The following is a 20926-nucleotide window of genomic DNA, read 5'->3' as shown; positions in this document are numbered from 1 at the left end:
ACTCAATCATGGAATTCCTCGATCTCGGACCGTTTTCCCGCGCGTCCGGCACGATTCGTCTGCCTGGCTCGAAGAGCATTTCGAACCGGGTGCTGCTGCTCGCCGCGCTCGCCGAAGGCGAAACGACGATCACGAATCTGCTCGACTCCGACGACACCCGCGTGATGCTCGATGCGCTCGAAAAGCTCGGCGTGCGTCTGAAGCGCGACGGCGATACCTGCGTCGTGACCGGCACGCGCGGCGCATTCACAGCGCGCACGGCCGATCTGTTTCTCGGCAACGCCGGCACGGCGGTGCGTCCGTTGACGGCGGCGCTGGCGGTCAACGGCGGCGACTACCGCATTCACGGCGTGCCGCGCATGCACGAGCGGCCGATCGGCGACCTGGTCGACGGCCTGCGCCAGCTCGGCGCCAGGATCGATTACGAAGAGAACGAAGGCTATCCGCCGCTGCGCATCCGCCCGGGGCAAATCAACGCCGACGCGCCGATCACCGTGCGCGGCGACGTGTCGAGCCAGTTCCTGACCTCGCTGCTCATGACGCTGCCGCTTTTGCGCACCGAAAGCGGCGCAAGCACCGTGCAGGTGGACGGCGAACTCATCTCGAAGCCGTATATCGAGATCACCATCAAGCTGATGGAGCGCTTCGGCATCAAGGTCGAGCGCCATGGCTGGCATCAATTCGTAGTGCCGGCGGGGCAGCGGTATCAGTCGCCGGGCACGATCATGGTGGAGGGCGACGCGTCGTCCGCTTCGTATTTCCTCGCGGCCGGCGCGCTCGGCGGCGGGCCGCTGAGGGTGGAAGGCGTCGGCCGGGCCAGTATCCAGGGCGACGTCGGCTTTGCCGATGCGCTCATCAAGATGGGCGCGAACTTGCAGATGGGCGACGACTGGATCGAAGTGCGCGGCGTCGGCCACGACAGCGGCAAGCTCGAGCCGATCGACATGGACTGCAACCTGATTCCCGATGCCGCGATGACCATCGCCGTCGCGGCTCTGTTCGCGGACGGCGCCACCACGCTGCGCAATATCGCCAGCTGGCGCGTGAAGGAAACCGACCGGCTCGCCGCGATGGCGACCGAGCTTCGTAAGGTCGGCGCCAAGGTGCAGGAAGGCGAGGATTACCTCGTGATCGAACCGCCTGAAAAACTGACTCCGAACGCCGCTATCGACACCTACGACGATCACCGTATGGCTATGTGCTTTTCGCTGGTGAGCCTTGGTGGCGTGCCGGTTCGGATCAACGACCCGAAGTGCGTCGGCAAGACGTTTCCCGATTATTTCGAGCGCTTCACCGCGCTCGCCCAACCCTGATTCGACCCCGAATCGACTGACGTGCGACTTTTTCGATGAAACCGACCCGTCCCTTTCACCAGACGCCCGTCATTACGATCGACGGCCCGAGTGCCTCCGGCAAAGGCACCGTGGCCGCGCTGGTGGCCGCGAGCCTCGGCTTCCACTTGCTGGATAGCGGTGCGCTGTACCGTCTCGCCGCGCTCGCCAGCTTGCGCTACGACATCCCGGGCGACGACGTCGACGCCCTTGTAAAACTGATCGACGATCTGCACATCACCTTTCGCGAGGGACTGGCGCAGCTCGACGGCGTCGACGTATCGGCCGAGATTCGCGCCGAGGAGGTTGGCGGCCGCGCCTCGACGATTGCCGTGCACGCACCGGTGCGCACCGCGCTGGTGGCGCGTCAGCGGGCGTTCCGCAAGGAACCGGGGCTGGTCGCCGACGGCCGCGACATGGGCACGGTGATCTTCCAGGACGCCGTGCTGAAGGTGTTCATGACCGCCAGCGTCGAGGCCCGCGCGGCGCGCCGGCATAAGCAATTGATCCAAAAAGGATTTTCTGCTAACATAGATGACTTGCTCCGTGATTTGCGTGAGCGCGATGAGCGTGACAGTCAGCGCGTCGCCGCGCCACTCAAGCCCGCAGCGGATGCAAAGCTGCTTGATACCTCCGCATTGTCGGTCGACCAGGCGGTCGAACAAGTGGTGCAGTGGTATGAAGCTTTAGTCCCGCATGCCTGATGAAAGTACGCGTTGTGCTTCAGGTGTGGACGCAGTAGAAGTTCGTTGTCAGTAGGTGCTTTGCGATTGTCGCAAAGCGTTGTTTTAACCCTTTAACCCCGCGTGGCATTCGCTTTCTTGGCCGTTGTTGCTGACCATCCGGCCAGCCTGGCACCGCGAGAACCATGCAAATTTTGATTTTTATGTCCGACCTGCAAACCTCTACCCCGAATACCGAATCTTTTGCGGCTCTGTTCGAAGAGTCGCTGACCAAGCAAGACATGCGCGCCGGCGAAGTGATCTCCGCCGAAGTCGTGCGTGTTGACCACAACTTCGTGGTCGTCAACGCTGGTCTCAAGTCCGAAGCCTACATCCCGCTCGAAGAGTTCCTGAACGACGCGGGCGAGGTAGAAGTGCAGGCGGGCGACTTCGTTTCCGTCGCGATCGACGCGCTGGAAAACGGCTATGGCGACACGATCCTGTCGCGCGACAAGGCGAAGCGCCTCGCTTCGTGGCTGTCGCTGGAAAAGGCTCTCGACAACAACGAACTCGTGACCGGCACGATCACGGGCAAGGTCAAGGGCGGCATGACCGTCATGGTCAACGGCATCCGCGCGTTCCTGCCGGGTTCGCTGGTTGACACGCGTCCGGTCAAGGACACGACTCCGTACGAAGGCAAGACGCTGGAATTCCGCGTCATCAAGCTCGACCGCAAGCGTAACAACGTCGTGCTGTCGCGCCGTGCCGTGATCGAAGCAACCCAAGGCGAAGAGCGCGCAAAGCTGCTCGAAACGCTGAAGGAAGGCGCGATCGTGGAAGGCGTGGTGAAGAACATCACGGATTACGGCGCGTTCGTGGACCTCGGCGGTATCGACGGCCTGCTGCACATCACCGACATCGCATGGCGTCGTGTGCGTCACCCGAGCGAAGTGCTGTCGGTTGGCCAGGAAGTCACCGCGAAGATCCTCAAGTTCGATCAAGAAAAGAACCGCGTTTCGCTGGGCATCAAGCAACTGGGCGACGATCCGTGGGAAGGCATTTCGCGCCGTTACCCGTCGGGCACGCGCCTGTTCGGTAAGGTCACCAACATCACCGACTACGGCGCATTCGTCGAAGTCGAATCGGGCATCGAAGGCCTGGTTCACGTGTCGGAAATGGACTGGACGAACAAGAACGTTGCGCCCTCGAAGGTTGTGCAACTGGGCGACGAAGTCGAAGTCATGGTTCTGGAAATCGACGAAGACCGCCGCCGTATCAGCCTCGGCATGAAGCAATGCAAGCCGAACCCGTGGGACGACTTCAGCCGCAACTTCAAGAAGGGCGACAAGCTGCAAGGCGCGATCAAGTCGATCACCGACTTCGGCGTCTTCATCGGTCTGCCGGGCGGCATCGACGGTCTGGTTCACCTGTCGGACCTGTCGTGGTCGGAAACGGGCGAAGAAGCGGTTCGCAAGTACAAGAAGGGCGACGAAGTGGAAGCGATCGTTCTCGGCATCGACGTCGAGAAGGAACGCATTTCGCTGGGCATCAAGCAGCTCGAAGGCGACCCGTTCAGCAACTTCGTTGCGATGAACGACAAGGGGTCGATCGTCGACGGCGTGGTCAAGACGGTGGACGCGAAGGGTGCTGTGGTTCAGCTGTCGGCGGAAGTCGAAGGCTACCTGCGCGCTTCGGAAATCGCACAAGACCGCGTGGAAGATGCTCGCAACGTGCTGAAGGACGGCGACAAGGTCAACGCGATGATCATCAACATCGATCGCAAGTCGCGTGGCATCAACCTGTCGATCAAGGCCAAGGATTCGGCTGAGCAACAGGAAGCGATCCGCGGCCTGGCTTCGTCGGACTCGAGCTCGGCTGCCACCGGCACGACGAACCTCGGCGCGCTGTTGAAGGCCAAGCTCGACGGCCAGAACCAGTAAGCCTGAGAGGTCTGCTGCAGTATGACCAAATCGGAATTGGTCGCCCAGCTGGCTGCGCGATTTCCGCAACTTGTCCTTAAAGATGCGGATTTCGCGGTGAAGACGATGCTTGATGCGATGTCGGAGGCACTTGCCAACGGCCATCGCATCGAAATTCGCGGCTTCGGCAGCTTCGGCCTTAACCGCCGTCCCTCCCGCGTCGGACGTAATCCGAAGTCGGGCGAGAAGGTGCTGGTACCTGAGAAGTATGTACCGCACTTCAAGCCTGGCAAGGAATTGCGCGAACGGGTAGATCGTCGCGCGGGTGAGCCGTTGAAGGCCGAAGAGCCGGATGACGACCTGTAAATGCTCCGCTGTGCTGTTTGCAGCGTGGCATTGGTAGCGTCAGCGGCCAAAGCCAGTCGGCAAAAGACCAGAAAAAGCGCCTTCGGGCGCTTTTTTTTCGCCTATATGTTTGGCGTTTTGCGCCGCGGCGTTTTGCCCGGGGTCGACGAGTGGCCAGCAAGCGTGGCGTGCGAGCACGCCCACATGTCGGCGCATGCAAGCGTTGCCCGCAGCACGCCGCCACGACGATCCGCATGCAAGTAGATCAACGCTGTCCGCCAGCACGGCCCGCAAGCAAAGCCGCCGAATGCTAACCCACCGCCGCACCCGCCCACATCGCGCCCCCCTCCCGCCCAAAACAAGACAACCTCGCACAACCCCCGAATCCCCCACTTCCTGCCCAGCCGCGAGGGCTTCAATTACAATACGGGTCACTTCGGCGCGGGCAACACCGTGGCGCGACGCGTCATCAAGCCGGCGTCACCCCGCAACTGCCGTCAAGAGACCTATTCATGAAATTTATCGTCTGGCTGATCCGTGTACTGGTGTTCGTGCTGCTGCTGGTGCTGGCGCTCGCCAATACACAACCTGCTACGCTGAATTTCCTCGCTGGCTACGCATGGTCGGCGCCGTTGATCCTGATCGGCCTCGCGTTCTTCGTGGTCGGGCTGCTGGCCGGGCTGGTGTCGTCGATGCCGGCCATGCTGCGCTTGCGCATGGAAAATGGCCGGCTCAAGCGCGAGTTGCGGGTGGCGCGTGAAACCCCGGTCGTGGTCGAACAACCGCCCATGCCGCCGTTGATCTGAATGCCTTCCGCCGCGCGCCTTGAGCGCGGCTTTCCGTTTTTGCTTTCCCGCACATTTGCATTAATCGCATGGATCTAGACTTCTGGTGGCTGCTCGTCATACCCGTCGCGTTCGCGTTCGGCTGGATGGCCGCGCGCTACGACCTCAAGACGCTGCTGTCCGAAAGCGCCAACCTGCCGCGCTCGTATTTTCGCGGCCTGAACTTCCTGCTCAACGAGCAACCCGACCAGGCAATCGACGCGTTCATCGAAGTGGTCAAGCTCGATCCGGAAACGGTCGAGTTGCACTTCGCGCTAGGCAATCTGTTCCGGCGCCGCGGTGAAACGGATCGCGCAATTCGCGTGCATCAGAACCTGTTGAGCCGCGCCGACCTGCCGGTTAGCGAGCGTGATCACGCACTCTACGAGTTGGGGCAAGACTTCCTGAAGGCGGGCCTGCTCGATCGCGCGGAAGAAACGTTCCGCTCGCTCGAAACCGGCGACTACGCGTTGGGCGCGCAACGCGCGCTTCTCACCATCTACGAGATCGAGAAGGACTGGGTCAAGTCGATCGATACCGCCCGCCATCTGGAAACGATGGGCGCCGAGTCGCTCGATAAGGAAATTGCGCAGTTCCACTGCGAACTTGCCCAGGAAGCGCTACAACAGAAGAAGCCGGACGAAGCCCGCCGCCAGCTCGGCTTTGCGCTGAAGGCGAACCCAACCAACGTGCGCGCCACGATCCTGTTCGGCGACGTCGACGCGGCCGGTGGCGCGCAGGAAGCGGCCATCGCCCAATGGCGCCGGGTGGAAGAGCAGAATCCGGCCTATCTGCCGCTGGTCGCGGAAAAGCTGATGAAGGCCTACGAGGCGCTCGGCCGCCCGCAAGATGGCGCCGATCTGCTCACCACGTGGGTGGACCGCTATCCGACCAACGACCTGCTCGACGTTGCCTATCAGCACGTCGCATCGTTGCGCGGACCTGACGCCGCCCATGCGCTGGCACGTTCGCAAATGCAGAAGTCGCCGAATCTGGCGGGCATGACGCGGCTGCTCGAAGCGCAGGAAGCCGTCGCGGAAGAACCACGGCGCAGCGAACTCGAACTGATGCGCACGCTGATCCGCCAGCGCACCAAAAATCTGCCACGGTATACGTGCCAGAATTGCGGCTTCAGGGCGCGGCTTTTCTACTGGCAATGCCCGGGTTGCAGCGGTTGGGAAACCTATGCGCCGCGCCGCGTCGAGCCGATTACCGCATCGAACTGATGCTATGGCGGCCACACCGGCTCCGGTCGTGCGGCTTGGCCGTCACCGGGCGCAGCAGGGCAAGTGCCCATGTGCGGGCGCCAATCGCAAGATGTTCATGACCGGCTTCATCGCCGGGAATCCTCACCGGAACCCTCTACCGGAAAGCGTATGAAAATCACCATTATCGGCACGGGCTATGTGGGTCTCGTCACTGGCGCGTGTCTCGCCGAGATCGGTCACGACGTTTTCTGTCTCGACGTCGACCCGCGCAAGATCGAAATCCTCAACAACGGCGGCGTGCCCATTCACGAGCCGGGCCTGCAGGAAATGATCGCGCGCACGCGCGCAGCGCGCCGCATCACGTTTTCCACGGATGTCGAAGCCAGCGTCGCGCACGGCGACGTGCAGTTCATCGCCGTGGGCACGCCGCCGGACGAAGACGGCTCGGCCGATCTTCAATACGTGCTGGAAGCGGCCCGCAACATCGGCCGCACGATGAACGGTTTCAAGGTGATCGTCGATAAGTCGACGGTGCCGGTCGGCACCGCGCAGCGCGTGCGCACGGTGGTCGAAGAAGAACTGGCTAAACGCGGGCTCGCCGCCAGCGCGCAGCATCGCTTCTCGGTGGTGTCCAACCCCGAGTTCCTGAAGGAAGGCGCAGCGGTCGACGACTTCATGCGTCCCGACCGCATCGTGATCGGCATCGACGAAGACGAACCCGGCATGCGCGCGCGCGAATTGATGAAGCGTCTGTACGCGCCGTTCAACCGCAATCACGAACGCACGCTGTACATGGACGTGCGCTCGGCCGAATTCACGAAATATGCTGCCAACGCCATGCTGGCCACGCGCATCTCGTTCATGAACGAGATGTCGAATCTGGCGGACCGCGTCGGCGCGGATATCGAAGCGGTGCGCCGCGGGATCGGCTCGGATCCGCGGATCGGCTATCACTTCCTGTACGCCGGCTGCGGCTACGGCGGCTCGTGCTTCCCGAAGGACGTGCAGGCGCTGATCCGCACGGCCAGCGAAAGCGGCCACAATCTGCGCATCCTCGAAGCGGTCGAGGAAGTGAATCACAAGCAGAAAGACGTGCTGGTGCACAAGATCACGGACAAGCTCGGCGACGATCTGAGCGGCCGCACGTTCGCCGTGTGGGGCCTCGCATTCAAGCCGAACACCGATGACATGCGCGAGGCGCCGAGCCGTCGTCTGATTTCGGAATTGCTGGCGCGCGGCGCCCAGGTGCGCGCGTACGATCCGGTCGCGGTGACCGAGGCGCGCCGCGTGTTCGCCATGGACCTGCACGACGCACCGGATCAGTTCGCGCGTCTGACCTTCACGACCACGCAGGACGAAACGCTCACCGGCGCGGACGCCCTCGTGATCGTGACCGAATGGAAAGAATTCAAGAGCCCGGATTTCGTTCATCTGAAATCGGTGCTGAAGTCGCCGCTGATTTTCGACGGCCGCAACCTGTATGAACCGGACGCGATGACCGAGCTCGGCATCGACTACCACTCGATTGGACGCCCTTATGCCCAACCCTCTGAACTTCCGGCCGTTGCCTGAGACCGTGCCCGGCGCCACGCCAAGCACGCCCGCGCCACAACTCACGGTGGTCCCGCGCGAACAGCTCGCCGCCGCGCGCGTGCTGGTGGTGGGCGACGTGATGCTCGATCGCTACTGGTTTGGCGACGTAAACCGCATCTCGCCGGAAGCGCCCGTGCCGGTCGTGCACGTGCAGCGTCAGGAAGACCGCCTCGGCGGCGCGGCGAACGTTGCGCGCAACGCGGTTGCGCTCGGCGCGCAAGCCGGCTTGTTGTGCGTGGTCGGGCACGACGAACCCGGCGAGCGCATCGTGCAACTGCTCGACGAAAGCGGCGTGAAGCCGCATCTGGAACGCGATCCGGCGCTGCTCACCACGATCAAGCTGCGTGTGCTGTCGCGGCAGCAACAGTTGCTGCGCGTCGACTTCGAAAACTCGCCCGCGCACGAAGTGCTGCTCGCGGGTCTCGCCCGGTTCGACGAACTGCTGCCTTTGCACGACGTGATTCTGATGTCCGACTACGCGAAGGGCGGCCTGACCCATGTCACGCAGATGATCGCGAAAGCGCACGCGGCGGGCAAGCCGGTGCTGGTCGATCCGAAGGGCGACGACTGGGAACGCTATCGCGGCGCGACGCTGATCACGCCGAACCGCGCCGAGTTGCGGGAAGTGGTCGGCCAGTGGAAATCCGAGGAGGATCTGATCGCGCGCGTGACGAAGCTGCGCACCGATCTGCAGTTCAAGGCGCTGCTGCTGACGCGTTCGGAAGAGGGCATGACGCTCTTCTCGGACGACGGCATCCTGCACGCGTCGGCGGTTGCGCGCGAAGTGTATGATGTCTCGGGTGCGGGCGACACCGTGATCGCCACGCTCGCCGCCATGCTCGGCGCGGGTCTCACGCTGGTCGAGGCGGTCGGGCTCGCAAATCGCGCAGCCGGCATCGTGGTCGGCAAACTCGGCACCGCCACCGTCGACTACGACGAACTTTTTCACTGATGCGGCCCGCCGGGTCCCTCGCTGTGCTTCTGTGAACGGCGTGCAAAAGGGATCCGCGCGGCGTCGACTGAACCTGTCGATCGGAGCGGGCGGCACGCGCTGACTCCGATCCAATGCCAAGCTCACTACCGCAGGATCATCAATCATGACCCTCATCGTCACCGGCGCGGCCGGTTTCATCGGCAGCAATCTCGTGAAGGCGCTCAACGAGCGCGGTGAACAACGCATCATCGCCGTGGACAATCTCACGCGCGCGGACAAGTTCAAGAACCTCGTGGACTGCGAGATCGACGACTACCTCGACAAGACCGAGTTCGTCGAGCGTTTCAAGCGCGGCGACTTCGGCAAGGTGCGCGCGATTTTCCACGAAGGCGCCTGCTCGGACACGATGGAAACCGACGGCCGCTACATGATGGACAACAATTTCCGCTACAGCCGCGACGTGCTCGATGTCTGCCTCGCGCAGAACATCCAGTTCCTGTACGCGTCTTCGGCGGCAACGTACGGCGGATCGAGTCGCTTCGTCGAAGAGCGCGAAGTCGAGCAGCCGTTGAACGTGTACGGCTACTCGAAGTTCCTGTTCGATCAGGTGATCCGCCGCGTGCTGCCTACGGCGAAGAGCCAGATCGCAGGCTTCCGTTACTTCAACGTCTACGGGCCGCGCGAAACGCATAAGGCGCGCATGGCGTCGGTGGCGTTTCACAACTTCAACCAGTTCCGCGCCGAGGGCAAAGTCAAGCTGTTCGGCGAATACAACGGCTACGCCGCAGGCGAGCAGACGCGCGATTTCGTCTCGGTGGAAGACGTGGTCAAGGTCAACCTGTTCTTCTTCGACAATCCGGACAAGTCGGGCATCTTCAATCTGGGCAGCGGCCGCGCGCAACCATTCAACGACATCGCCAGCACGGTGGTCAACACGCTGCGCTCGCTGAACAACGAACCGGCGCTCTCGCTCGCGGATCAGGTGCAGCGCGGGCTGATCGAATACATTCCGTTCCCCGACGCGTTGCGCGGCAAGTACCAGTGCTTCACACAGGCGGATCAGTCGAAGCTGCGCGCGGCCGGCTACGACGCGCCGTTCCTGAGCGTGCAGGAAGGTGTCGACCGTTACGTGCGTTGGCTATTCGGCCAGGTGTAAATAATTCGGATCCCTCTTTAAACTGGAATCTCCCGGTTGGTGATGGTCGCCAACCGGTTGTACGAGGGAGATTCCATATGTTTCGAAAAATTCTGGTTACCGCGGCCATGCTCGCCGCTTTTGGCCACGCTTATGCGGCGGTCGACGTCAACACGGCTAATGAGGACGCGCTGCGCGGCATCAAGGGCATCGGTCCTGCCAAAGCGAAAGCCATTCTCGAAGAGCGTACAGCGCATGGTCCGTTCAAGGACCCGGCCGACCTCGGCAAGCGCGTCAAAGGCATGGGCGGGCATACCGTCGAGCGCCTGCAGGCGGAGGGTCTCGCTGTCGGTCCGGCTGGCGCGGCTGCTAACCCGCAGGCTGCGGCGTCTGCACAGACCAAAGGCGCGGCCGTTCCGGCCGCCACGCCAAAAAACGGTGCCACGGTGGCAGTGAAGAAATAGCCTGACACGGACTGGGCGCGCGCGGCCTTATGAGCCGTGCGCGGGTCGGTCCGCATCGTTTTCCCTTCATGGTCGGAGTTGGCAGTAACGCTCCTTCAGCTGTCATGCAAATGACTGGCTCCCGCGGTACTCAGCCGCGGGCTTTTTGCGTTGCGGGCGCTCGCACACGGGCGCCTGCATCCATGCGGGCAGAAGGGCCGCACGGCAGCCGGGGGCACGGTGGTTTAGAATCGATGGATCGAAGACTCCGCGCATCGACAGCACCAGAACCGATATGGCTTACAAAACGATTGAAGACACGATCGGCAACACGCCGCTCGTACAACTCGTCCGGCTTCCCGACGACGAGATCCGCAGCCGCAATAACGTGATTCTTGCAAAGCTCGAGGGCAACAACCCGGCGGGCTCGGTGAAGGATCGCCCGGCGTTGTCGATGATCAAGAAAGCGGAAGCGCGCGGACGCATCAAGCCCGGCGACACGTTGATCGAGTCGACCAGCGGCAACACGGGCATTGCGCTCGCGATGGCGGCCGCGATCCGTGGCTACAAGATGGTGTTGATCATGCCGGAAGACCTGTCGGTGGAACGCCGTCAGAGCATGGCCGCGTATGGCGCGCAGATCGTGCTCACGCCGGTCACGGGCGGTATGGAGTACGCACGCGATCTGGCCGAGCAGATGCAGCGCGAAGGCAAGGGCATCATCCTCGACCAGTTTGCCAACCCGGACAATCCTGCCGCCCACGTCGAAGGCACGGGCCCGGAAATCTGGCGCGACACGGAAGGGCGCATCACCCACTTCGTGTCGTCTATGGGCACGACCGGCACGATCATGGGCGTGTCCAGTTATCTGAAAGAACAGAATCAGGCTATCGAGATCATAGGTGCACAACCTGAAGAAGGTTCGCGCATTCCGGGCATCCGCAAATGGCCGGAAGCCTATCTGCCGAAGATTTTCGATCGCAGCCGTGTGGACCGCGTCGAGAACGTGAGTCAGGCGGCCGCGGAAGCGATGGCGCGTCGCATGGCGTCGGTGGAAGGGATTTTTGCGGGCATCTCGTCGGGCGGCGCGTGCGAAGTGGCGCTGCGCATCGCACGGCAGGTCGAGAACGCGACGATCGTATTCATCGTCTGCGATCGCGGCGACCGCTATCTGTCGACGGGCGTGTTTCCCGCCTAAGCGCGTGGCTTAAAGTCTCCCTCGCCAATGAAAAAGCGCCGGTTCAAGACCGGCGCTTTTTTTCATCTCATCGACTTGTGAGGCGCCGGCGCCGCACGGCAGCCTATTGCGAGGCCGCAACCGGCGGCGCCGCGTTGTTGACGGCGTTGGTTGCATCGCCGGCTTCCATTTGCGCCTTGACCCGCTGACCTAACTGATACACCGCCAGCGCATAAAAGAAACTGCGGTTGTAGCGCGTCAGCACGTAGAAGTTTTTCAGGCCCAGCATGAACTCGGTGCCGCGTCCCGGCGAGGGCAGGTCCACCACCGTCACCGGCGTGCCGGCTTCCGACGCCACATCCACACCCGGCTCGTTCAGCAGCAAGCCGGCGCGCAGCAATTGATCGAGCGGCCAGTGCGGCTCCGGCTGGCCGTCGGCGGCCGCTTGCGCGACACCCAGGCTGCCGGCGTCCGAGCCGATCTTCCACACCACCGGCCGGCCGTTTTCCCAGCCGTTCTGACGCAGATAATTCGCCACGCTGCCGATTGCATCCGCCTGGCTCGTGCGCAAGTCGATCTGCTTGTTGCCGTCGTAGCTCACCGCGTATTGCACGATGCTGCTCGGCAGGAACTGCGGAATGCCGATCGCGCCGGTGTACGACCCGAGCACCGTGGTCGGATCGATCTGCGAGTCGCGCGTCCACACCAGGTAGTCTTCAAGGTTCTTGCGGAAGGTCGCCTGGCGATCCGCGCGATTGGCGGTGCTCGGATAATCGAAGCTGAGCGTGGTCAGCGCATCGAGCACGCGAAAGTTGCCCATAAAGCGCCCATAGATCGTCTCGACGCCGATGATGCCGACGATCACTTCCGGCGGCACGCCGAACTCTTCATAGGCGCGTTGCAGCGTGGCCTGGTTCGCGCGCCAGAAGCGCACGCCGGCATTGATGCGGACCTGGTCGAGAAAGCGCGACTGATACACGCGCCAGTTCTTGACCGACGGCGAGGGCGACGGCGTCACGAGCTTGACCGCGGTGGCCGAATAACTCACGCCGGCAAAGAGCGAGTGCAGCGTGGATTCGTCGAAGTCGTAGCGCGCGACCATGTCGTTGATGAACGCGTTGACGTCGGCATTGTTCGCATAGCGCTGCGGGATGATCTCTTCTTCAAACGTTTGCCCCTGCGGCACCGCGGGTTGCGGCTGGCTTTGCGCGAGCAGCACCGGCGGTTTTTTGGCGGCGCTTTGCGCGCTCGCCGGACTGGTTGCCATGAACATGCACGATGCGACGGACAGTGCGGCGGCCATGGTTCTGGTGCGTAGCCGGTTTCGTGCAGACAGAGCAAGCTTGACGGTCATAGTGAGCTAAAGGCGCGTGGCGCAGGAGACAAGGGAAAGACGGGGAAAAACCGATCGGGGCAGTATACCCGACGCCTTCCGCAAAACTGTGCCTGACGCGTCACAGCCGCATCGTGTGGTAACTTGATGAATGTTGGCGCGCCGAGGGCGCGCACCCCTGGATGGAGACATGCCGCGCGCGCTTCGAAGGCGTGACGCCGCAGAAAGAGAATCATGGCAACAGGCTTCTATTCCCACGCCGACTGTCTGCTGCACGATATGGGGCAATGGCATCCCGAATGCCCCGCGCGTCTGCAGGCAATCGAAGATCAGTTGATCGCGAGCCGCATCGATTCCTTGATCGAGCGCGAGTCGCCGCCGCTCGCCGACGATGCCGCGCTGCTGCGCGTGCATACGCAAGCTCACGTCGACTATATCCGCAGCCGCTCGCCGGCTGAAGGAACCGCCGAAATCGATCCCGACACGACGATGTGTCCGCACACGTTGCAAGCCGCGTTGCGTGCGGTCGGCGCCGCGGTCGCCGCGACCGATGCGGTGATCGAAGGCCGTTACGACAACGCCTTCTGCAGCGTGCGGCCGCCCGGCCACCACGCGGAGCCGGCGCGCGCCATGGGCTTCTGCTTCTTCAACAACGTCGCGATCGCCGCGCGTCATGCGCTCGAAGTGCATGGGCTCGCGCGCGTCGCCATTATTGATTTCGACGTGCATCACGGCAACGGCACCGAAGCGGCTTTCTCGGGCGACTCGCGCGTGCTGATGTGCAGCATCTTCCAGCATCCGTTTTACCCGTTCACCGGCGCCGACAATCAGGCGCCCAACATGTGCAACGTGCCGATGCCGGCGCGCTCGAAAGGCATGGCGGTGCGCGAAGCGGTGGACATGCTGTGGTTGCCGCGCCTGCATGAGTTCAAGCCGGAGATGCTGTTCATCTCGGCGGGCTTCGACGCGCATCGCGAGGACGACCTCGGCAACATGGGCCTCGTCGAAGACGATTACGCCTGGATCACCGATCAGATACGCGAGATCGCCAAGCGTTATGCGCACGGACGGATCGTCAGCTGTCTTGAAGGCGGCTACAACCTGTCCGCGCTCGGGCGCAGCGTAGTCGCTCACGTGCGCTCGTTGGCGGGGATCTGAGACGCTAAGCCGCTACGCCGCTACGCCGCTACGCCGCTACGCCGCTACGCCGCTACGCCGCTACGCCGCTGAGTCGCTAAGTCGCGCGGCGCCATCCACTCAAAACGCATTAGGACCGAGCCATGAATGCCGATGCGGGCAATGCTTCACTGGTCGAGATCGAACACGGCGCGTACGGCGTGCCGGGCGTCGTGCGTGTGACGATGAACCGGCCCGACGCCTTCAACGCGCTCTCAGAAGCTTTGCTCGACGAGCTACAGACCGCATTGAGCGAAATCGGCCGGTCGGATGCTCGCGTGGTCGTGATCGCCGGCGCGGGCCGAGCATTCTGCGCGGGACACGATCTGAAGGAAATGCGCGCGGCGCCGTCGCTCGCTTACTACCAGGCGCTGTTCGCCCGCTGCACAAAACTCATGATGACGATCCAGCGTTTGCCGCAACCGGTGGTCGCGCGGGTGCAGGGCATTGCGACGGCGGCCGGCTGTCAGCTCGTCGCGATGTGCGATCTGGCGGTCGCCGCCGACACGGCGCGGTTTGCGGTGTCGGGCGTGAACCTTGGGCTCTTCTGCGCAACGCCTTCCGTGCCGCTGTCGCGCAACCTGTCGCGCAAGGCGGCGCTTGAAATGCTGCTCACCGGCGATTTCATCGATGCCGCCGCAGCGAAGCAGCAAGGTCTAGTCAACCGCGTTGTCCCAGCGGATGCACTCGATGCGGAAATCGCGCGGCTCGCCACCAGTATTTGCGCGAAGCCCGTCGAAGCCGTGAGCGCCGGCAAAGGCCTCTTCTATCGTCAGCTGGAGATGGGTATCGAGGCGGCTTACCAACTCGCGGGTCAGACCATGGCCTGCAACATGATGGATGAGTCAGCGCTTGAAGGCGTGCAGGCTTTCATCGACAAACGGCCGCCTGACTGGAAACGCGACGCGGGCTAACCGCGCGTCGCTCAGGCTCTATCGGATCACCAGCCGTCTTTCAATCCAGTCGATCAACGCCCCGATCACGCGATCGCGGTCGAGGTCGTTCATCGTCTCGTGATAGCTGCCTTCGTGCAGGGTGAGCGTTTTGTCCGGCGAGCCCGCGTTCTGGCCGAATTCGCGGCTGCCTTCGGGTTCGGTGAGCTTGTCGGCGGTGCCGTGATAAACCAGTAGCGGGACACGCAAACCCGCGCGGCCGCGTTCGATGCGCGCCATTGCCAGCAGCAGTTCCGCGCCGGTGCGCGCGGGAATCGCGCCGTGATGCACGAGCGGATCGTTGCGATTGGCGTTCACCACGGGCTGAAGGCGCGAGAGCAAGGCGGCGTCGATTTTCATCGCCGGGAAGCTCGGGTAGAGACGGCTGATCACTTGGCTCAGTTTGAGCATCCAGCGCGGCACGTCGCGGCCGGGTGCAAGCGCCGGGCTCGACAGGATCAGGCCGTTCAGACGCCGGCCGCTCGCGTCGAGGCGCTCGATCGCATACAGCGCGGCCACGGCGCCGCCCATGCTGTGGCCCATCAGGAAGAGCGGGGCGCAACTTTGCGCGGCGGCGTCGAGCAAGGCTTGCGCGTCGAGCAGATAGTCGTCGAAGCGTTTCACGTAGGAGCGCTTGCCGGGCGCGTGGCCGTGGCCGCGCAGATCGATCGCCACCAGTTCGATGCCGGCCGCGTTTAGCCGCGCAGCCAATGCCGCGTAGCGGCCGGCGTGCTCGGCGAGGCCGTGCAGCAGTGCGACGGTGGCCCGCATTGGCGTGGTCGCCGGCCAGCGGTATAGCGGCAAGTCGACGCCGTCGGCGGTCGTAACCGAGCCGCGCTGCGGTTCGCCGGCGGTGTTGCCGCCGCTGTTGCCCGCGACGGACCGTACGTTGCTGCTTTGAGATGTCTCCATGCCTGCGCGCCTCTCCCGTTTTTGTTCCGCCGATCATAGTCGCAGCGACCGTGCACGCGCGAGTGCGCCACACGGAGCGAGCCTCTAATGCTTTCAGGTTATGAAAAGATCGTAATTGATTATTAAAGAGAATGACGACGCTGCGGTAGAATTGCGGGCTCAAATCCCAATAAAAGCAACGGCGGCCGCTTGTCGGGAGCACACAACGCTCGCTGACAGACTCCGCCGTTTCGTTTTTCCATGATCGAAATACGCAATATCTCCCAGCGGTTCGCCGGGCCCCGGGGCTGGGTCGAGGCACTGCACAACGTCAATCTGTCGATTCCGGCGGGCGAGGTGTTCGGCATCATCGGCCGCAGCGGTGCGGGCAAGAGTACGCTCGTGCGCACCCTCAACCTGCTGACGCGCCCGAGCGAAGGCAATATCGTCGTCAACGGCCGCGATCTGACGACGCTGCCCGCCGCGCAATTGCGCGAGGCGCGCCGCGAGATCGGCATGATCTTCCAGCACTTTAATCTGCTGTCGTCGCGCACGGTGTACGAGAACGTCGCGCTGCCGCTCGAACTCGCCGGCATGAAGCGCGACGAGATCGAAGCGAACGTGCTGCCGCTGCTCGAACTGGTCGGTCTTTCAGCGCAGAAAGATCGGTATCCGGCGCAGATCAGCGGCGGACAGAAGCAGCGGGTCGGCATCGCGCGCGCTTTGGCAAGCAAGCCGAAAGTGCTGCTCTCCGACGAAGCGACCTCCGCGCTCGATCCCGAAACCACGCGCGCGATTCTCGACTTGCTCAAGCGCATCAATCGCGAACTGAACCTGACCATCGTGCTGATCACGCACCAGATGGACGTGATCAAGCAGGTCTGCGATCGCGTCGCCGTGCTGGATGCGGGCCGTGTGGTCGAAGAAGGCAAGGTCATCGACGTGTTCCTGCAGCCGCATCACGAAGTCACGCGCGCTTTGATCGGCGACGTGATCGCGCAGGAATTGCCGCCCGCCATGAAGGCGCGCGTCGCCGAGCGGCTGAAGACCGGCAGCGGCCACTTGCTGCGCCTCGCCTTCACCGGCTCAGGCGTCGATCAACCGATTCTCTCCGAAACGATTCGCCGCTACGAACTCGACTTCAACATCCTGCACGGCCAGATCGACGAGATCCAGGGGCAGGCGTTCGGCTCGCTCGCGGTGCTCGCGGGCGGCGAACCGGCGAAGGTGGCGCAGGCGCTGACGTATCTGCGTGAACAGGGCGTGGTGGTGGAGGAGTTGTCGTATGTTGAGTGAAATGTTCGATATGTTCGTCCAGTCGTTCTGGGAAACGCTCGTCATGGTGGGCATTTCCGGACTGGTCGGCGCTTTGGTTGGCTTGCCGCTCGGCGTGGTGCTGTATCTGACGGATCGCCAGGGCGTGCTGCAGAACATCGCCGTCAATCGCGTGATGGGCGTGATCGTCAATGCGGTGCGTTCGACGCCGTTCATCATTCTGCTGGTGGCCGTGATTCCGTTTACGCGTCTGGTGGTCGGTTCCTCGATCGGCACGGCGGCCGCCGTCGTGCCGCTGACGATCGCCGCCGCGCCCTTCATCGCGCGTCTGGTCGAGACCGCGTTGCGCGAAGTGGATCGCGGTCTGATCGAAGCGGCCCAGGCGATGGGCGCGACTACCAGCCAGATCGTCTTCAAGGTGTTGTTGCCGGAGTCGCTGCCGGGCGTGGTCGCCGGCTTGACGATCACCTTCGTGTCGCTGGTCGGCTATTCGGCGATGGCGGGCGCGATCGGCGGCGGCGGGCTCGGCGATCTCGGCATTCGCTACGGGTATCAGCGTTTCCTGCCGGAAGTGATGTTGACGGTCGTGGTGATTCTGATCGTCTTCGTGCAGTTGGTGCAGTCGTTCGGGGATTGGCTCGTGCGTCGTTTGAGCCATAAGTAAAACAACAAAGTCGATAGGTTTGGAAGGGTCCATCATGCAACGTCGTTTCATTCTCAAGCTGGCTGCCGCGCTCGGCGCCGCATCGCTCATCGCCGCCAACGCGGCTTACGCTGAAGACACGATCAAGGTCGGCGTCACCGGCGGTCCGCACGCGCAGATCATGGAAGTCGTGAAGACGGTCGCGGCCAAGAACGGTCTGAACATCAAGATCGTCGAATTCTCCGACTACGTGCAACCGAACGCCGCGCTCGCCGGCGGCGATCTGGACGCGAACAGCTACCAGCACGACCCGTATCTGCAAGCGCAGGTGAAGGACCGCGGGTACAAGCTGATCCGTGTCGCGGATACGGTCACGTACCCGATGGGCATCTATTCGAAGAAAGTGAAGACGCTCGCCGAACTGCAACCCGGCGGGAAGATCGCGGTGCCGAACGATCCGACCAACGGCGGCCGCGCGCTGCTGTTGCTGCAAAAGCAGGGTCTGCTGAAACTGCGTGCCGACGCGGGCCTGAAGGCGACGCCGCTCGATATCGTCGACAACCCGAAGAAGCTGAAGATCGTCGAACTCGACGCCGCGCAGATTCCGCGCTCTCTGAACGACGTGGACGCGGCTGCGATCAACACGAACTTCGCGATGGAAGCAGGTCTGAAGCCCAAGCAGGACGCCATCGCGATCGAAGACCCGAAAGGTCCTTACGTGAACATCATCGCAATCCGCGAGGCAGATAAAAATAAGCCGTGGGTCGCCAAGCTGGTCGCGGCGTATCATTCGCCGGAAGTGAAGCAGTTCGTGGAAAGCAAATTCGGCGGGTCGGTCGTCACCGCGTGGTAAGCGGGCGGCCTGCAAAGCAAGCAAGATACGACGGCAATGGAAAGTTTAGAGTCGTAAGTCTTAACCCGGGGTTGTCTCCCGGGTTTTTTCGAGTTTAAAATAGAACGATCGTTCGATATTGCCGTCACGCCGCTGAGGAGCGATATCCTCCTGCTAAAGCACCCGCGACCGGGCTGCCGTGAGGGCAGTCGTTATAATGTTCGTTGGGTTGACGTATTCGTAACTTTGGAGCGTGTGCATGAAAATCCTGGTGCCAGTCAAAAGAGTGGTCGATTACAACGTGAAAGTTCGAGTCAAGTCGGACGGCACGGGCGTCGACGTTGCGAACGTGAAGATGTCGATGAATCCGTTCGATGAGATCGCGGTTGAAGAAGCGGTGCGTCTGAAGGAAGCGGGCGTGGCGACGGAAGTGATCGCTGTGTCGGCGGGTGTCACGCAGTCGCAGGAAACGCTGCGCACGGCGCTGGCCATTGGTGCGGATCGCGCGATCCTGATCGAGTCTTCGCAGGAACTGCAGCCGCTGGCCGTGGCCAAGCTGCTGAAGGCGCTGGTCGACAAGGAGCAGCCTGGTTTGGTCATTCTCGGCAAGCAGGCTATCGACGACGATTCGAACCAGACTGGCCAGATGCTCGCTGCGCTGGCCGGTTTGCCGCAAGCGACGTTTGCATCCAAGGTTGTCGTCGCGGACGGCAAGGCAACCGTTTCGCGTGAAGTCGATGGCGGCGCTGAGACGCTGTCTTTAAAGCTGCCTGCTGTCGTCACGACCGACCTGCGCCTGAACGAGCCGCGCTACGTCACGCTGCCGAACATCATGAAGGCGAAGAAGAAGCCGCTGGAAGTCCTCAAGCCGGAAGACCTCGGCGTCGATGTCACGCCGCGCCTTAAGACGCTGAAGGTTGTCGAGCCGCCCAAGCGCTCCGCCGGTGTGAAGGTGCCGGATGTGAAGACGCTGGTCGAGAAGCTGAAGACCGAAGCCAAGGTGCTGTGAGGGAGACAGAGCAAATGACGAATCTGGTAATTGCAGAACACGACAACGCGTCGATCAAGGCCGCGACGCTGAACACGATTGCCGCCGCACAGAAGATTGGTGGCGACGTTCACGTGCTGGTGGCGGGCCACAACGCACAAGCCGCGGCGGATGCGGCAGCGAAGATTGCAGGCGTGTCGAAGGTCCTGCTGGCCGACGCACCGCAACTCGAAGCGGGCCTTGCGGAAAACGTCGAGGCAACGGTGCTGAACGTCGCGAAGGACTACACGCACATCCTCGCGCCGGCAACGGCCTACGGCAAGAACATCACGCCGCGTATCGCTGCAAAACTCGACGTCGCGCAGATCAGCGACATCACGGCAGTGGATTCGGCTGATACTTTTGAACGTCCGATCTACGCCGGCAACGCAATCGCAACTGTGCAATCGGCTGACCCGATCAAGGTCATCACGGTTCGCACGACCGGTTTCGATGCAGTCGCAGCCGAAGGCGGCAGCGCATCGGTGGAGAAAATCGAAGCGGCAGCGGACAGCGGCATCTCGTCGTTCGTGAGCCGTGAAGTGACGAAGCTGGATCGTCCGGAACTGACGTCGGCGAAGGTGATCGTCTCGGGCGGCCGCGGTCTGGGCAACGGCGAGAACTACACCAAGGTACTCGAACCGCTGGCAGACAAGCTGAACGCCGCGTTGGGCGCATCGCGTGCCGCGGTCGACGCGGGCTTCGTGCCGAACGACTATCAGGTGGGACAAACCGGCAAGATCGTCGCGCCGCAGTTGTACATCGCAGTCGGCATCTCGGGTGCGATCCAGCATCTGGCCGGCATGAAAGACAGCAAGGTGATCGTCGCGATCAACAAAGACGAAGAAGCGCCGATCTTCAGCGTCGCCGATTACGGTCTGGTGGGCGATCTGTTCACGCTCGTGCCCGAACTCGTCAGTGAACTCGGCTAAGCGCCGTAGCGCCGCATAAAAGGCGTCTGGCAGCACAGGAAGGGCGCGGGACCGATCAAGTCCAGCGTCCTTTTTTTATATTCGAAGCGGGGGAGAACTGAAATGAGCTATACGGCGCCCATCAAGGACATGCTGTTCGTCATGAAAGAACTGGCCGGTCTCGAAGACATCGCGACCTTGCCGGGCTTCGAAGACGCGAACCTCGAGACCGCGCAGGCGGTGCTCGAAGAGTCGGCGAAACTGTGCGGTGGCGTGCTGGCGCCGCTGAATGTCGAAGGCGATCGCAATCCGAGCAGCTGGAAAGACGGCGTGGT

At 62.7% G+C, this 20926-nt stretch carries 21 protein-coding genes; 19 read left to right on the top strand and 2 right to left on the bottom strand.

Annotated elements, in window-relative coordinates; genetic code table 11:
* Window positions 1-8 precede the first annotated feature (8 nt).
* The 11 genes from aroA (at window position 9) to cysM (ending at window position 11592) form a co-directional block, all read left to right on the top strand.
* The gene (gene aroA / locus B0G75_RS30785; protein ID WP_106313804.1) at window positions 9-1313 is read left to right on the top strand and encodes a 3-phosphoshikimate 1-carboxyvinyltransferase; all 1305 of its coding nucleotides are present in this window, start codon (window positions 9-11) and stop codon (window positions 1311-1313) included.
* Window positions 1314-1348: 35 nt separating this feature from the next.
* Window positions 1349-2035, top strand: a complete 687-nt coding sequence (gene cmk, locus B0G75_RS30780) for a (d)CMP kinase (RefSeq protein WP_106313803.1) — start codon at window positions 1349-1351, stop codon at window positions 2033-2035.
* Between the two features lie 164 nt (window positions 2036-2199).
* Window positions 2200-3933 carry a 30S ribosomal protein S1 gene (gene rpsA / locus B0G75_RS30775; RefSeq protein ID WP_012433974.1) on the top strand — a complete coding sequence of 578 codons (1734 nt, stop codon included), beginning with the start codon at window positions 2200-2202 and terminating at the stop codon, window positions 3931-3933.
* A 21-nt stretch (window positions 3934-3954) separates the two neighbouring features.
* Entirely contained in the window at window positions 3955-4278 is a 324-nt protein-coding gene (locus tag B0G75_RS30770) for an integration host factor subunit beta (RefSeq protein WP_012433973.1), read from the top strand.
* A gap of 491 nt (window positions 4279-4769) precedes the next feature.
* Entirely contained in the window at window positions 4770-5063 is a 294-nt protein-coding gene (locus B0G75_RS30765) for a lipopolysaccharide assembly LapA domain-containing protein (protein ID WP_012433972.1), read from the top strand.
* Between the two features lie 68 nt (window positions 5064-5131).
* On the top strand, window positions 5132-6307 hold the full coding sequence (lapB, locus tag B0G75_RS30760; RefSeq protein WP_106313802.1) for a lipopolysaccharide assembly protein LapB: 1176 nt from the start codon (window positions 5132-5134) through the stop codon (window positions 6305-6307).
* A gap of 150 nt (window positions 6308-6457) precedes the next feature.
* Window positions 6458-7861 carry a UDP-glucose/GDP-mannose dehydrogenase family protein gene (locus B0G75_RS30755; protein WP_106313801.1) on the top strand — a complete coding sequence of 468 codons (1404 nt, stop codon included), beginning with the start codon at window positions 6458-6460 and terminating at the stop codon, window positions 7859-7861.
* Window positions 7827-8834 carry a D-glycero-beta-D-manno-heptose-7-phosphate kinase gene (rfaE1, locus tag B0G75_RS30750; RefSeq protein ID WP_106313800.1) on the top strand — a complete coding sequence of 336 codons (1008 nt, stop codon included), beginning with the start codon at window positions 7827-7829 and terminating at the stop codon, window positions 8832-8834. Before B0G75_RS30755 ends, rfaE1 begins: the two co-directional genes overlap by 35 nt.
* A 145-nt stretch (window positions 8835-8979) precedes the next feature.
* Window positions 8980-9972 carry an ADP-glyceromanno-heptose 6-epimerase gene (gene rfaD, locus B0G75_RS30745; protein ID WP_106283259.1) on the top strand — a complete coding sequence of 331 codons (993 nt, stop codon included), beginning with the start codon at window positions 8980-8982 and terminating at the stop codon, window positions 9970-9972.
* A 77-nt stretch (window positions 9973-10049) separates the two neighbouring features.
* Window positions 10050-10415, top strand: coding sequence for a helix-hairpin-helix domain-containing protein (locus tag B0G75_RS30740; RefSeq protein ID WP_106313799.1), 366 nt, complete (start codon window positions 10050-10052; stop codon window positions 10413-10415).
* Between the two features lie 274 nt (window positions 10416-10689).
* On the top strand, window positions 10690-11592 hold the full coding sequence (cysM, locus tag B0G75_RS30735) for a cysteine synthase CysM (RefSeq protein ID WP_012433966.1): 903 nt from the start codon (window positions 10690-10692) through the stop codon (window positions 11590-11592).
* A 103-nt stretch (window positions 11593-11695) separates the two neighbouring features.
* On the opposite strand, the gene mltB is transcribed toward cysM, so the two are convergent.
* Window positions 11696-12844, bottom strand: a complete 1149-nt coding sequence (mltB, locus tag B0G75_RS30730; RefSeq protein ID WP_106313920.1) for a lytic murein transglycosylase B — start codon at window positions 12842-12844, stop codon at window positions 11696-11698.
* Window positions 12845-13138: 294 nt separating this feature from the next.
* Here mltB and B0G75_RS30725 point away from each other — a divergent pair, with 294 nt between their 5' ends.
* A complete protein-coding gene (locus B0G75_RS30725) occupies window positions 13139-14062 on the top strand; it encodes a histone deacetylase family protein (RefSeq protein WP_106313798.1) in 924 nt (307 codons plus the stop codon).
* A 122-nt stretch (window positions 14063-14184) separates the two neighbouring features.
* On the top strand, window positions 14185-14994 hold the full coding sequence (locus B0G75_RS30720) for an enoyl-CoA hydratase (RefSeq protein ID WP_106313797.1): 810 nt from the start codon (window positions 14185-14187) through the stop codon (window positions 14992-14994).
* Window positions 14995-15012: 18 nt separating this feature from the next.
* On the opposite strand, the gene B0G75_RS30715 is transcribed toward B0G75_RS30720, so the two are convergent.
* Entirely contained in the window at window positions 15013-15924 is a 912-nt protein-coding gene (locus tag B0G75_RS30715; RefSeq protein ID WP_106313796.1) for an alpha/beta hydrolase, read from the bottom strand.
* A gap of 240 nt (window positions 15925-16164) precedes the next feature.
* Between B0G75_RS30715 and B0G75_RS30710 the strand changes: the two genes are divergently transcribed.
* The 6 genes from B0G75_RS30710 to B0G75_RS30685 form a co-directional block, all read left to right on the top strand.
* Window positions 16165-17199 (top strand): methionine ABC transporter ATP-binding protein, encoded by a 1035-nt coding sequence (locus B0G75_RS30710; protein ID WP_012433961.1) that lies wholly within the window; start codon window positions 16165-16167, stop codon window positions 17197-17199.
* Window positions 17189-17842, top strand: coding sequence for a methionine ABC transporter permease (locus B0G75_RS30705; RefSeq protein WP_106313795.1), 654 nt, complete (start codon window positions 17189-17191; stop codon window positions 17840-17842). The genes B0G75_RS30710 and B0G75_RS30705 overlap by 11 nt, the downstream gene beginning before the upstream one ends.
* Before the next feature lie 34 nt (window positions 17843-17876).
* Window positions 17877-18674, top strand: coding sequence for a MetQ/NlpA family ABC transporter substrate-binding protein (locus B0G75_RS30700; protein WP_106313794.1), 798 nt, complete (start codon window positions 17877-17879; stop codon window positions 18672-18674).
* Between the two features lie 238 nt (window positions 18675-18912).
* Window positions 18913-19662, top strand: a complete 750-nt coding sequence (locus B0G75_RS30695) for an electron transfer flavoprotein subunit beta/FixA family protein (protein ID WP_106313793.1) — start codon at window positions 18913-18915, stop codon at window positions 19660-19662.
* A gap of 14 nt (window positions 19663-19676) precedes the next feature.
* Window positions 19677-20612: an electron transfer flavoprotein subunit alpha/FixB family protein gene (locus B0G75_RS30690; RefSeq protein WP_106313792.1), complete on the top strand. Its 936-nt coding sequence runs from the start codon at window positions 19677-19679 to the stop codon at window positions 20610-20612.
* 102 nt (window positions 20613-20714) lie between these two features.
* Window positions 20715-20926 (top strand): acyl-CoA dehydrogenase N-terminal domain-containing protein (locus B0G75_RS30685; protein WP_181309388.1); only part of this gene is annotated, 212 nt, incomplete at its 3' end.

Origin of the sequence: Paraburkholderia sp. BL18I3N2 (assembly GCF_003001875.1) — a bacterium.
Taxonomy (GTDB): domain Bacteria; phylum Pseudomonadota; class Gammaproteobacteria; order Burkholderiales; family Burkholderiaceae; genus Paraburkholderia; species Paraburkholderia phytofirmans.
Note: the sequence above shows the minus strand (reverse complement) of the source record. Positions and strands in the feature narration are given on the sequence as shown.